Origin of the sequence: Streptomyces sp. NPDC085927, from assembly GCF_044540975.1 — a bacterium.
Lineage (GTDB): Bacteria > Actinomycetota > Actinomycetes > Streptomycetales > Streptomycetaceae > Streptomyces > Streptomyces hirsutus.
The window spans coordinates 573,661-587,085 of sequence record NZ_JBITSN010000001.1; the positions used below are offsets into that span (position 1 = coordinate 573,661).

The following is a 13,425-nucleotide window of genomic DNA, read 5'->3' on the forward strand; positions in this document are numbered from 1 at the left end:
GCTACGACGGGTTGCGGGGTGCTGCGGGGTGCGAGGTGTGACGGGGTTACCCGGCGAGGTGCTCCGGGCCGAAGGCCTGGGGCAGCATCGCCGACAGCGGCAGGACGCCCGACGGGGTTTCGAGGAGCAGTCCGGGACCGCCGAACTCGTACAGCAGCTGCCGGCAGCGGCCGCACGGGACGAGGATCGCACCCGTGCCGTCCACGCAGGTGAAGTGCGTGAGCCGGCCGCCTCCGGTGCGCTGCAGCTCCGAGACCAGTCCGCACTCGGCGCACAGGCCGAGGCCGTAGCTGGCGTTCTCGACGTTGCAGCCGGAGACCGTGCGCCCGTCGTCGACCAGGGCGGCGACACCGACCGGGTATCCCGAGTAGGGGGCGTACGCGTGGGACATGGCCTCCCGCGCCACCGAGCGCAGCGCCTCCCAGTCGGTGTCCGCCGCGGCGGCCGGGGCAGGCGTCATCCGCCCTGTCCCTTCCGGTACGGGAGTCCGTCCGCCTTCGGCATGCGCAGCCGCTGCGCGGACAGGGCCAGGACCACCAGGGTGATGACGTACGGCGTGGCGGCGACGACCTGGTTGGGGACCTCGTTGGTGCCGGCGTACCAGGCGAAGACGAGCGCGCCGACGACCAGGGTGATGACCGCCTGCACGTACTTCTTGCGGATCGCCAGCCAGATCGCGCCGACGAGCAGCAGCAGCGCGCCGAGCAGCAGCAGGGCGTGCACGTTGGTGGAGCCGCCGCGCAGGTTGAGGCTGTCGGTGTAGCCGAAGAGTCCGGCGCCGATGGCGAGGCCGCCCGGCATCCAGTTGCCGAAGATCATCGCGGCGAGGCCGATGTAGCCGCGCCCGCTGACCTGGCCCTCCAGGTAGAAGGGGTTGGCGACGATGGAGAGGAAGGCGCCGCCGAGGCCGGCCAGACCGCCGGAGATGATCACGGCGAGGTACTTGTACTTGTAGACGTTGACGCCGAGGGACTCGGCGGCGACGGGGTTCTCGCCGCAGGAGCGCAGGCGCAGGCCGAAGGCGGTGCGCCAGAGGATCCACCAGGTCGCGGGGATGAGGGCGACGGCGATGAGGGTCAGCCAGGAGACGTTGGTGACCAGGCCGCCGAGCAGGCCCGCGATGTCGGAGACGAAGAACCAGCCCTTGGCGTTGAGGTCCCGCAGCGCGTCGGACAGCCCCGGCACGGTGAAGTGGCCGAGCGGTTCGACCGCCGGGGACTGCTTGGCGGAGCCGCCCTGGTGGCCTTCGAAGGCCAGCGGGGCGAGGTAGCGGGTGGCGCCGAGGGCGAGGATGTTGATGGCCACACCGGAGACGATGTGGTTGACGCGGAAGGTGACGGTGACGACGGCGTGCAGCAGGCCGCCGAGGCAGCCGCCGATGATGCCGACCAGGACGCCGGTCCACGGGCCCCACTGGAATCCGGCCCAGGCGCCGAACCAGGTGCCGAGGATCAGCATGCCCTCGAGGCCGATGTTGACGACGCCCGCGCGCTCGGCCCACAGGCCGCCGAGTCCGGCGAGGCCGATGGGGACGGCGAGCTGGAGGGCGGTGGACATCTGGCTGACGTTGGTGATGCCGTCCGCGCCGGTGATGAGGCGGACGATCGAGACCAGGGCCAGGGCGCCGGCGATGACCAGCAGCAGCACGGGCCACGACATGCGGCGGCCGGTGGGCGCCGCAGGCTGCAGCGAGGGCTGGTTGACGTCGGTCGCTGTGGTCGGGGCGGTCATCGGCCAGCCACCTCCTTCGTGGTGTTGTTGTCGGCGCCGAGGACGTGACCCGCGGCGAGTTCCGCGCCGACCCGGCGCTGCTGACGGCGCAGGCCCCACTCGCGGACGGCCTCGTAGGAGACGACGACCGAGAGGACGATCAGGCCCTGCATGATGACCGCGATCTCCTTGTCGTAGCCGTGGAAGTCCAGCTCGGGAGAGGCCTTGTCGAGCCAGGCCCACAGCAGGGCGGCGAAGGCGATGCCGACGGGGCTGTTGCGGCCGAGCAGGGCGATGCCGATGCCGAGGAAGCCGATACCGGTGGGGAAGTTCAGGTTGTACGTGTGGGAGTCACCGAGCAGGATCGGCAGGCCCGCGAGACCGGCGAGACCGCCGGAGATCAGCATGGCGGTGAGCACCATGCGCTTGGGGTTGACCCCGCTGGCCGCGGCGGCGGTCGTGGAGGCGCCGGAGGCGCGCAGGTCGAAGCCGAAGCGGGTGCGGTTCAGGACGACCCAGTAGCCGATGCCGAGCAGCACGGCGAGGACGAGCAGACCGTAGATCTCACCGGCCTCGCCCATGTCGATGCCGGGGACCCAGCCGGACTCGTACATCTCGCCGGTGGTGCTGTTGTTGCCGATCTTGACGCCGAAGACGTCCGGCTTCCACATGTAGACGATGAGGGACGTGGCGATCGCGTTGAGCATGATCGTCGCGACGACCTCGCTGACCCCGCGGGTGACCTTGAGGACTCCGGCGATGCCGGCCCAGAAGGCGCCGGTGAACACGGCGGTGAGGAGCAGCAGCGGGATCTGCAGCACGGCCGGCAGGTTCATGTGGGCGCCGACGACGGCGGCCATGATGGCGCCGAGCTGGTACTGGCCGTCGACCCCGATGTTGAAGAGGTTCATCCGGAAGCCGATGGCCACCGCGAGAGCCGCGATGTAGTACATCGAGGCCTGGTTGACGATCAGGACCTGGACGTCGGAGAACGTCGCCTGCTCGAACATCAGGGCGAACGGCTCGACGGGGTTCTTGCCCGAGGCGAGCAGCACGATCGCGCTCAGGGCGAAGGCCACGGCGAGCGCGATGACCGGTCCGGCCACTGCGAGGAGCACGCGCTCCTTGTCGAACTTCTTCATCAGCGGGCCTCGTCTTCCGGAGACTCGGGGGCGTCGGCCGTGGTGCCGGGGGCATCGGCCCCGGTCTTCCGGGGGCCGGCCGGGGTCTCGGGGGTCTCTTCGTGTTCGAGGTGGCCGGTGGCGGCACCGGTCATGGCGGTACCGAGCTCCTCCGGGGTGACGGTGGCGGGGTCGGCGTCCGCGACGAGCCTGCCGTCGTAGATCACCCGGAGGGTGTCGGACAGGCCGATCAGCTCGTCCAGGTCGGCGGAGATCAGCAGGACGGCGAGGCCCTCGCGGCGCGCCTGGCGGATGTGGTCCCAGATCGCGGCCTGCGCGCCGACGTCCACACCGCGGGTGGGGTGGGAGGCGATCAGGAAGCGGGGCCGGTGGCTCATCTCCCGGCCGACGATCAGCTTCTGCTGGTTGCCGCCGGACAGGGAAGCGGCGGTGACGTCGATGCCGGGGGTGCGCACGTCGTACTTCTGGACGATGCGCCGGGTGTCCTCCTGGGCCGCCTTCGGGTCCAGCCAGAAGCCCTTGGCGTTGGGCTTCTCGGTGACGTGGCCGAGGATGCGGTTCTCCCAGAGGGGTGCTTCCAGGAGCAGGCCGTGGCGGTGGCGGTCCTCGGGGATGTACCCGATGCCCTCCTCACGGCGCTTGCGGGTGGCCCAGCCGGTGATCTCCTCGTCGGCCAGCCGGACGGTGCCGGAGTCGGCGGCCCGCAGACCGATGAGCGCGTCGACCAGTTCGGTCTGGCCGTTGCCCTCGACGCCGGCGATGCCCAGGACCTCGCCCGCGTGGATGGTGAAGCTGATGTCGTCGAGCAGGGCCTTGCCGCCGGGGGCCGCCAAGCGCAGCTTGTCGACGGTGAGGACCGCGCGGTCGGTGACCGTGGACTCGGCGGTCTCCGGGGTGGGCAGTTCGCTGCCGACCATCATCTCGGCGAGCCGGCGCGGGGTGGTCTCGGCGGGAACGGCGGTGCCCACGGTGGTGCCCCGGCGGATGACGGTGATGTCGTCGGCGACCGAGAGGACCTCGCCCAGCTTGTGGGAGATGAAGATGACCGACAGGCCCTCCGCCTTGAGCTCGCGCAGGTTGTCGAAGAGCGCGTCGACCTCCTGCGGGACGAGGACGGCGGTGGGCTCGTCGAGGATCAGCGTGGTGGCGCCGCGGTAGAGGACCTTGAGGATCTCCACGCGCTGGCGGGCGGCGACACCGAGTTCCTCGACCAGCAGGTCGGGGCGTACGCCGAGGCCGTAGCGGTCGGAGAGTTCCTTGATCTTGCGGCGGGCCTTGGCGCCGATGCCGTACAGCTTCTCGCTGCCGAGCACCACGTTCTCGAGGACCGTGAGGTTGTCGGCGAGCATGAAGTGCTGGTGGACCATGCCGATGCCGCGGACGATGGCGTCGGCCGGCGAGGAGAAGGAGACCGTCTCGCCGTGGATCGCGATGGTGCCCTCGTCCGGCTTCTGCATGCCGTAGAGGATCTTCATCAGCGTCGACTTGCCGGCGCCGTTCTCACCGACGAGGGCGTGCACGGTGCCCTTGCGGACCGTGAGGTGGATGTCGTGGTTGGCCACGACGCCGGGGAAACGCTTCGTGATCCCGGCGAGCTCGACGGCGGTCACCGATTCGTTGACCGCCGCTCCGGCCGGAGGGCTGCTGGACGCGTTGATGGCGCACTCCTGGGGACGGGGGTCGTCTACGCGCGTAGCGCCCCTACGGCATCGAACGGGGTCGCACACCCGGCTCGACGGGGTGCGGGGGAGCCTACTCCCCCGCACCCCGTCGAGCGGCCGCAACCCCACGGGTTACACGCTGTTCAGGAGCAGGACCTTCCCCACGGATCGTGCCGGGCCCGCGGGCCCGCCCGATTCGAACGAAAGGTCCTGCCGGGCTCAGCTCGACTGGACCTTGATGTCGCCGCTGATGATCTTCTTCTTGGCCGTCTCGATGACGTCCTGGAGCTTCGCGTTGTCCGCGAACACGGGGTTGGAGTTCGAGAGGCCGACCTCGCCCGACGCCAGGTCGCCCCTGAGGACACCGGTGCGGGGGGACTTGTCCTCGACCGACTGTGCCAGCTTGTACACCGACTTGGCGACGTCCTTCGTCGCGGAGGTGAGGATCGAGGCCTTGTACTTCGCCAGGGCTTCCTGCGCGTACTGGTCGGAGTCCACACCGATCGCCCAGACCTTGTTGGCGGACGCGGCCTCGATGGCACCCTGACCGGACAGACCGGCCGCCGTGTAGATGACGTCGGCCTTCTTCTCGATCTGGCCCTCGGCGGCGGCCTTGCCCTTGTCGGGGCTGGAGAAGCCGCCCTCCTCCGCCGTCTGCGTCAGGAACTGCGAGACGACCTTGACGTCCGGGTCGGTGTCCTCGACGCCCTGCTCGAAGCCGGCCCGGAACTTGTGGATCAGCGGGATGTCCACACCGCCGATGAAGCCCACGACGTCGGTCTTGGTGGTCTCGGCGGCGGCGACGCCGGCCAGGTAGGAGGCCTCCTCCTCGGAGAAGACCAGGTCGGCCACGTTGTCCATCTCGACCGTGGAGTCGTCGACGATGCCGAAGGTGGTGTCCGGGTACTTCTCGGCGGCGCCCTTCACGGCGGCGGCGTAGGCGTAGCCGACACCGATGACCGGGTCGTAACCCTGCTTCGCCAGCGAGGCCAGGCGCTGCTCCTTGTCCGCGTCGGTCTCGCCGTCGGTGGGCTCGACGTCGGCGGTCTTGTAGCCGAACTCCTTCTCCGCCTGCTTCAGGCCCGCGTACGCGGCGTCGTTGAAGGACTGGTCGCCCCTGCCGCCGACGTCGTACGCGATGGCCAGACCCTTGTCCTCGGCGGACTCGGACGAGCTGGAGGAGGTCGAGGTGCCACCGCAGGCGGCGAGCGCGAGGGCCAGGGAGGCGGTCGCTGCGCCTGCGACCGTGATCCGGGAAATCCGGCGCATGTGTGGTGCTCCTTAGGACAAGCGCCGGAAGATCGGGGGACGGCGCTGGCTTCGCCGCAGATTAACGCGCGTAGACCACCCTGGAAACCCTTTCTGTCCACCTTGTTATGCGGCCGTGCCCTACCCGCTCCCTACCGCAGGTACACCGTTGCCTGTCGCAAACGGATCGTGGCACACGGTGACATTCGGGCGATGTGCGGCGTGAGGTGACAAGCACCGTGACATCCGGCACGGTGCTCGCCGGCCGACGCGCGCCGGGCATCGGCCCGGGTCGCCGGGTCCGCCGCAGCCAAAGGGGGCTCAGCGCAGCCGGCGCGCGCGCAGCACCAGGTCGTCGGTGTGGTGCGCGCCTGCGCCGCCGTCGGGTGCCACGCGGGGCCGCTGCTCGTCCACCTCCACCTCCCAGTCCTCGTCGAGCAGAGCGGCGACCATCGAGGGCCAGACGTAGTCGGCCGGGTCGAAGCCGCTCTCGTTCTCCTGCCGGGTGTGCATCCCCGCGTGGTGTACGAGCAGCAGCACTCCGCCGGGCACGACGGCCGCGAGCAGCGCTCGCTCGGCTGCGGCGTCGGGGGTGCGCAACAGGGCGGGGTACTGCGCGGAGACCAGGTCGAAGGAGGCCGGCGGGAGGGCCGCCTCCGTCAGTGAGGCGTGCACCCAGCGAACGGCGAGGCCGGCGTCCCGTGCGTGCCCGGCCGCCCGTTCCAGCGCCACGCCCGAGACCTCGAGCGCGGTCACGTCCCAGCCGCGGCGTGCGAGCCAGAGGGCGTCCGCGCCCTCGCCGCAACCGACGTCGAGCACCCGCCCGGGGGTGAGCCCGGCGGCCTCGGCCACCAGCGCGCCGTTGGGCCGGCCGCTCCACAGCTGCTGTCGGTCGGCATACCGGTTGTCCCACTCCGCCCTCACCGCGGGGTCTCCGGCGTATCCGCCGGCAGGGAAGGAGGTGTCGGACGCGGGCGGTCCTGCTGCGATGTCGTCGTTCATCGGCCCACCGTCGCCCGACGTGTCCCGGACACGCCACTCCTGTTGCCGGTCCGGCAAAACGGCGGCCCCGGGGCACACAAGCCGGGCGGGCACCCACTGAGGTGCCCGCCCGGCTTCGTCACTGCGGTACCGCGGTACCGCGGTACCGCGGTGCTTCTCTGTCGCGCTGTCGCGCTACTCCGTCTTGACGGTGATGGAGCCGTCGATGATGCCTTCCTTGGCCTTGGCCACGGCGTCCGTCAGGCCCTCGATCTCGGCCATCTTCGGGTTGCTGTCGGAGAGGCCGACGCCGTCCACCTTCAGGTCGAAGACCTGGGTGCCGGTCAGCGGCTTGTCGTCCTTGACGGACTTGGCCAGCGCGTACACCGAGCCGCCGACGTCCTTGAGGGCGGAGGTGAGGATGAAGTCCTTGTAGCCGGCGAGGGCTTCCTGCTGGTACTGGTCGGAGTCGACGCCGATCGCCCAGACCTTCGCCTTGGCGGCGGCCTCGATCACGCCCTGGCCCGAGAGACCGGCCGCCTGGTAGACGACGTCGGCCTTCTTCTCGATCTGGCCCTCGGCGGCGGCCTTGCCCTTGTCGGGGCTGGAGAAGCCGCCCTCCTCCGCCGTCTGCGTCAGGTACTGCGGGATGACCTTGACCTTCGGGTCGGTCGCCTTCACGCCCTGCTCGAAGCCGGCCTCGAACTTGTGGATCAGCGGGATGTCGACACCGCCGATGAAGCCGACCGTGTTCGTCTTGGTGGCCTTGGCGGCGGCGACGCCGGCGAGGTAGGACGCCTGCTCCTCGGCGAAGACGAGGGAGGCGACGTTCTTGCCCTCGACCACGGAGTCGACGATGCCGAAGGTGGTGTCCGGGTACTTCTCGGCCACGGCCGTCATCGCCGGGCCGTAGGCGAAGCCGACACCGATGACGGGGTTGTAGCCCTGCCTGGCGAGCGTCGAGAGGCGCTGCTCCTTGTCCGCGTCGGTCTCGCCCTCGGTGGGCTCGACGTCGGCGGTCTTGTAGCCGAACTCCTTCTCGGCCTTCTGGAGCCCCGCGTACGCGGCGTCGTTGAAGGACTGGTCGCCCTTGCCGCCGATGTCGTAGGCGATGGCGAGACCGAGGTCGCCCTTCGCGGAGCTCTTTCCGCCGCTCCCGCCCTCGCTGCTGGTACCGCCGCAGGCCGTGGCGGCGAGTGCGAGCGACGCGACCCCCACCGCGACGCGAGTCAGTCTGGATATCCGACGCATCTGACGCTCCCCATTCTCCAAAGCCCCGCAGCGGGCGCTCGGTTCGGCGACATTAACGCGCGTAGACACTCCTGGGAACGGGGTACAGCGGGGCCGTTATCCATTCGTGCCGATGGCCGGTTACACCCTGGTAAAGCAGAGGATCGAAGGGGTGGAAAGGGGCGACCGGAACGGTGTGCGGCTGGGCTCCACGCGCCCCACGCTCCCCCTCCCCCGCCCGGGACGCAAGTGGAGGGACGGGGCGGGGCAGAGGGGGTGGAGGGGCGGCGGGGCAAAGGGGTCCGGTGGTCGACGAGGCGACCGGCCGGCCCCGCCCGCTCAGCGCAGGGCGTCCAGGAGGGCGGCGGCGGTGAACAGTTCGACGCCCACGGTGATGGCGTGCTCGTCGACGTCGAAGTCGCCCTGGTGCAGGTCGCGGATGGTGCGCTCGCCCGGAGGGCGGACCCCGAGTCGGGCCATGGCGCCGGGGACGTGCTCCAGGTACCAGGAGAAGTCCTCGCCGCCGAGGCTCTGTTCGGTGTTCTCCACGGACTCCGCGCCGCGCCGGGCGATCATGGCGTCCCGCAGGAGTTCGGTGACGCCGGCCTCGTTGACGACCGGCGGGACCCCGCGCACGTAGTTGATCTCCGACTTGGCGCGGTGCAGGTTGGCCACCTCGTCGATGGCGGCGACCACGATGTCCGGGGCCAGCCGCCAGGTCTCCAGGTCCAGGCAGCGCACGGTGCCGGAGAGCTCGGCGTGCTGCGGGATGACGTTGGGCGCGTGACCGGACTCGACCCTGCCCCAGGTGACGGCGAGCCCGCTGCGGCTGTCGACCCGCCGGCCCACCAGAGCGGGCACGTCGGTGACGACCCGGGCGGCGGCGGTGACCAGGTCGGTGGTCAGATGCGGGCGGGCGGTGTGGCCGCCGGGCCCGTCGAGGGCGATCTCGAGACGGTCGCAGGCGGAGGTGATGGGGCCCTCGCCCAGTCCGATCCTCCCGGCGTCGACCCGGGGGTCGCAGTGCACGGCGACGATCCGCCCGACCCCGTCGAGCGCGCCGTCCAGGATGGCGTCGGCGGCGCCGCCGGGCAGCACCTCCTCGGCGGGCTGGAAGATCAGCCGCACCGGCCGGGGCAGCAGGCCCTGGCGGTGAAGTTCGGCGAGGACGAGCCCGGTGCCCAGCACGACGGTGGTGTGCACGTCGTGGCCGCAGGCGTGCGCGCGGTCGGGCACGGTGGAGCGGTACGGGCACTCGCTCTTCATGTCGGGGATGGGCAGCCCGTCGATGTCGGCCCGCAGGGCGAGCACGCCGGTGCCGGGGGCCGCTCCGGTGCCGGTGTCCGGGCCGGTGCCGGCCGGCGTGCCGTCCATCACCCCGATGTCACAGATGACGCCGGTCCCGCCGGAGAGTACGCGCGGGGCGAGGCCGGCCCGCTCCAGCCGCTCTTTGATCGCGGCGGTCGTACGGAACTCCTGGTTGCCCAGCTCGGGGTGCATGTGCAGGTCGCGTCGGAAGGCGACGAGCTCGGCGCGCAGGACCTCGGGGAGCGTACCCGGAAGCACCGCCCCTCCGACCAGATCGACCTCGGACTCCTTGGACTCCAGTGACATCAGTTGCTTCACCCTTTGAAGAGTAGGACGCCGGGGCCCCCGACCGACCCCTGATCAAGAAAAATCAGCCTGTCAGCGGAAGAAAACCCGGCAGTCCCACGCTTAGCCGTGCTCTGTGATGGGTAAACTCGCCGCCCTCGTATGCGGACGAGCCCACACAGACTGCCGGAAGGCGCACCGCTCGCAGCGGCCGCCTCCGGCACCGCACTCCACCTCTTCTCGGTGTACCACGCATCGCTCGAGCCACGCGGACCGGTTCGCCTGTCGGACACGGCGGCCCGCTCTGTCCACGGGTGCGCGGTCGCCGTCCACGCGCACGGGTGAAAGCACCTCCGGCACTCCGGGTTGCGCCGATGGGGTGCGGGGCCGTGTGCGCCGGCCCGCCGGAGCGGTGCGTGCCGGACCGGCGGCATGACCACTGGAGCAGTGCGCCCGACCGCACGCCGCGTGCGGTCGGGTGTCCCGGCTCCTCACACCGCCGGCGCCACCGACACCGCCGCCAGGCGGTGTGCGTCCCGTGCCGTGCCGGTCACGTCGGACAGGAAGCCCTGGGCGCGCGGGGAGGCGTTCTCGGTGAGCCAGGCCGGATCGATGTCGCAGACCGCGACGCGGACCTCCGTGCCGGACAGGGCCAGGGGGAGGGTGTGGACGACGGTCGACGGGAAGCTGAGGACCGTGCGGCCGATGGGGCCCCGGCGGGCGATCAGTTCCAGGGGGAGTTCGGGGCGGACGATCTCCAGGCCCGTCTCGACCGCGAGCCGGTGGAGTTTCTCGGTGCTCTCGCGGCGGTGGGCGAAGTAGCGGGTCGCGCCGTGGGCCTTGGTGAGGGAGCGGACGGCCTCGACGTAGGCGTCGGCGTCCACCACTCCGGTCTCCACCAGGGACGTGCCCACCATGTCGGCGGTCCTGGTGATGCGGGGCGGACCGAACCGCTGCCGGGTCCAGGCGAAGGAGTGGGCGTTGACGGTGACTCCGGCCGGGATGTCGCCGACCGGCATCGAGGAGAAGACCTCCACCCGGCGCCGGCCGCCCGGGGTGAGCCTGCGCCGGGCGACGCCGGAGACCGGGGCGAGGAGCAGGTCGCGGGGGCCGCGGCGGCCGCCCTTGCGGTGCCAGCGGACCAGGCGTTCGCCGCGCGCGAGCTGGCCGACGAACTCCATGGTCGCCGTGCCGTCGTCGACGACGACGAGGTCTCGGGCGCGGGTGATCGCCAGCATGAGCTGCACGTACCGCGAGAAGGGGTCGCCGAGGACGACCCGGGAGGCGCGGCGCAGCGGGCCGGCCAGGCCGGCGACGGTCTGGAAGGGTGCGCCGGCTCCGCCGCGCGCCTCCTCCCAGCGGACCTCGTGGCCCTCTTCGCGGGCGAGTTCGGACATGCGGCGCAACTGACCGCGTGTCATGGGGTCGACGGGGGACAGCACCACGAGGGTGAGCCCCACGCCGGGCGCATGCGCGTGCGCCCACTCCAGCACGTTCAGCAGTTGTACCGGGCTCTCGACGAAGGCGAGAGTGTGGGAGCCGGCGGTCCCGGCGCGGGGGCTCATCGACGTACGACCGTTCCCGTCGTCAGGGGAGGGTGGGCTGGAGGAGGGTCAGACGGTCAGCGGCTCGCCGGCGGCCGCGGCGATCTCCGCCTCGGCGACGGCACCGGGGACCCGGCGCAGCTTCTTCATCGGGCCCAGCTCGGACTCGTAGACCTTCTTGACGCCGTCACCGAGGGACTCCTCGATGGTGCGGATGTCGCGGACCAGGCGGGTGAGGCCCTGCGGCTCGACGGACGCGGCCTGGTCGGAGCCCCACATGGCGCGGTCGAGGGTGATGTGGCGCTCGACGAAGGCGGCGCCGAGGGCGACGGCGGCGAGCGTGGTCTGCAGGCCGGTCTCGTGGCCGGAGTAGCCGATCGGGACGTTCGGGTACTCCTGCTGGAGGGTGTTGATCACGCGGAGGTTCAGCTCCCCGGCCTTGGCCGGGTAGGTGGACGTCGCGTGGCAGAGCAGGATGTTGTCGCTGCCGAGCACCTCGACCGCGTGGCGGATCTGCTTCGGGGTGGACATGCCGGTGGAGAGGATGATCGTGCGGCCGGTGGCGCGCAGGGAGCGCAGCAGCTCGTCGTCCGTGAGGGAGGCGGAGGCCACCTTGTGGGCGGGGACGTCGAACTTCTCCAGGAAGGCGACGGCCTCGGTGTCCCACGGGGAGGCGAACCAGTCGATGCCCCTCTTCGTGCAGTAGGCGTCGATCTGGCGGTACTCCTCCTCGCCGAACTCCACGCGGTGGCGGTAGTCGATGTACGTCATCCGGCCCCAGGGGGTGTCGCGCTCGATGTCCCACTGGTCGCGCGGGGTGCAGATCTCGGGGGTGCGCTTCTGGAACTTGACGGCGTCGCAGCCGGCTTCGGCGGCGGCGTCGATCAGCTTGAACGCGTTCTCGATGTCGCCGTTGTGGTTGATGCCGATCTCGCCGGTGACGTACACCGGGCGGCCGGGGCCGGCTTCGCGGGAACCGAGAGTGCGGATGCGGGAGTTGGTGCTCATGACCGGTGCTTCCTTACTTGGGGAGGGAATCGAGAGAGGGGCCGAGGATCCAGCTGGCGATCTCCCGGATCGCGCCGTCGCCACCGGGGACGGTGGTGACCGCGCGTGCGGCGCCGCGTACGACGTCGTGGGCGCTCGCGACCGCCACGGGCCAGCCCACGAGGGCGAAGCACGGGAGGTCATTGACGTCGTTGCCGACGTAGAGCACGCGCTCGGGCGCGATGCCCTGTTCCTCGCACCACTGCTTCAGGGCGAGGTCCTTGCGGTCGATGCCGTGCAGCACGGGGATCTTGAGCTTGCGTGCGCGGGCGGCGACGACCGTGTTCTGTTCCGTGGACAGGACGAGCATCTTCAGTCCGCTCCTGCGCAGGGCGGCGATGCCGAGTCCGTCTCCGCGGTGCACGGAGACGAATTCCTGTCCGGCGGCGTCGATCAGCACCCTGTCGTCGGTCTGGGTGCCGTCGAAGTCGAGGACGACCGCGTCGATGTCGTCGGCGGTCGGGAGGGCGCCGGGCCTGGCCGCGTCGAAGAGCGGGGCGAGGGCGCGGGCGCGGGCGAGGTCGTGCGGGTCGTCGATCTCCAGCACGCGGGCGGGGTCGGTGCGCACGAGTTCGGTGCGGCCGAAGAAGCGGTGCCGGTGCTCGCGGAAGCCGGTCGCGTCCATGGCGTAGGCGGCGCCGGTCTCCAGGAGGTCCTGGGGGCGGTCCTGGCGGCGGGGGCGGAAGGACTTGTCGTGGTTGACGCCGAAGCCGCCGCTGCCGCCGTCTCCCTGAGGGACGGCCGGCTCCTCGCCGGTCGCGTCCCGCCAGACGAAGCCGTGGAACGGGGCGACGGTCACGGCCGTGTCGGCGCCCTGCTCGGCGACCGCGCCGGCCACGCCGTCGATGTCCTCGCGGATCAGGAAGGGGCTGGTGCACTGGACCAGCAGGACGACGTCCACCCGGTCGCCGTGCAGCGCCTCGTGGGCGTCCATGGCGTGCAGGACGGCCGCCTCCGAGGTGGCGAGGTCGCCCGCGATGGCGGCGGGGCGCATCACGATCTCCGCGCCGGCCTGCCGGGCGGCGGCCGCGATGGCCTGGTCGTCGGTGGAGACCACGACGTCCGTGACCTGGCGTGCGGCGCGGCACTCGCGGACGGCGCGGGTCACCAGGGGTGCGCCGCCGACCGGGGCGAGGTTCTTCGCGGGCACGCCCTTGGAGCCGCCGCGCGCGGGGATCACGGCGAGCACCCGGCGCACCGAGGTGCCCCGGCCCGCTTGCGGTGAGGACATGGGATCAGCTCCTTGAGCTGGACAGGAGGGGAGGCGGC

Annotated in this window: 11 protein-coding genes; all 11 read right to left on the reverse strand. The window is 71.3% G+C overall.

The window, feature by feature from the left end; genetic code table 11:
* Positions 1–46: 46 nt before the first annotated feature.
* Positions 47–460, reverse strand: coding sequence for a cytidine deaminase (locus ACIF80_RS02645; RefSeq protein WP_399798442.1), 414 nt, complete (start codon positions 458–460; stop codon positions 47–49).
* The gene (locus ACIF80_RS02650; RefSeq protein WP_399798444.1) at positions 457–1,731 is read right to left on the reverse strand and encodes an ABC transporter permease; all 1,275 of its coding nucleotides are present in this window, start codon (positions 1,729–1,731) and stop codon (positions 457–459) included. Before ACIF80_RS02650 ends, ACIF80_RS02645 begins: the two co-directional genes overlap by 4 nt.
* Positions 1,728–2,852: an ABC transporter permease gene (locus ACIF80_RS02655; protein ID WP_399798446.1), complete on the reverse strand. Its 1,125-nt coding sequence runs from the start codon at positions 2,850–2,852 to the stop codon at positions 1,728–1,730. The genes ACIF80_RS02650 and ACIF80_RS02655 overlap by 4 nt, the downstream gene beginning before the upstream one ends.
* Positions 2,852–4,462 carry an ABC transporter ATP-binding protein gene (locus ACIF80_RS02660; RefSeq protein ID WP_399798449.1) on the reverse strand — a complete coding sequence of 537 codons (1,611 nt, stop codon included), beginning with the start codon at positions 4,460–4,462 and terminating at the stop codon, positions 2,852–2,854. The genes ACIF80_RS02655 and ACIF80_RS02660 overlap by 1 nt, the downstream gene beginning before the upstream one ends.
* A 270-nt stretch (positions 4,463–4,732) precedes the next feature.
* Entirely contained in the window at positions 4,733–5,782 is a 1,050-nt protein-coding gene (locus ACIF80_RS02665) for a BMP family protein (protein ID WP_399798451.1), read from the reverse strand.
* Between the two features lie 300 nt (positions 5,783–6,082).
* Positions 6,083–6,763 (reverse strand): class I SAM-dependent methyltransferase, encoded by a 681-nt coding sequence (locus ACIF80_RS02670; protein ID WP_399798453.1) that lies wholly within the window; start codon positions 6,761–6,763, stop codon positions 6,083–6,085.
* Between the two features lie 174 nt (positions 6,764–6,937).
* Positions 6,938–7,993 (reverse strand): BMP family protein, encoded by a 1,056-nt coding sequence (locus ACIF80_RS02675; protein WP_399798455.1) that lies wholly within the window; start codon positions 7,991–7,993, stop codon positions 6,938–6,940.
* Positions 7,994–8,311: 318 nt separating this feature from the next.
* On the reverse strand, positions 8,312–9,586 hold the full coding sequence (locus ACIF80_RS02680) for an amidohydrolase (RefSeq protein WP_399799397.1): 1,275 nt from the start codon (positions 9,584–9,586) through the stop codon (positions 8,312–8,314).
* Between the two features lie 470 nt (positions 9,587–10,056).
* The gene (locus ACIF80_RS02685) at positions 10,057–11,130 is read right to left on the reverse strand and encodes a hypothetical protein (RefSeq protein ID WP_399798457.1); all 1,074 of its coding nucleotides are present in this window, start codon (positions 11,128–11,130) and stop codon (positions 10,057–10,059) included.
* A gap of 48 nt (positions 11,131–11,178) precedes the next feature.
* A complete protein-coding gene (locus ACIF80_RS02690) occupies positions 11,179–12,117 on the reverse strand; it encodes an N-acetylneuraminate synthase family protein (protein WP_399798460.1) in 939 nt (312 codons plus the stop codon).
* Positions 12,118–12,130: 13 nt separating this feature from the next.
* On the reverse strand, positions 12,131–13,387 hold the full coding sequence (locus ACIF80_RS02695; RefSeq protein ID WP_399798462.1) for a cytidylyltransferase domain-containing protein: 1,257 nt from the start codon (positions 13,385–13,387) through the stop codon (positions 12,131–12,133).
* Positions 13,388–13,425 lie beyond the last annotated feature (38 nt).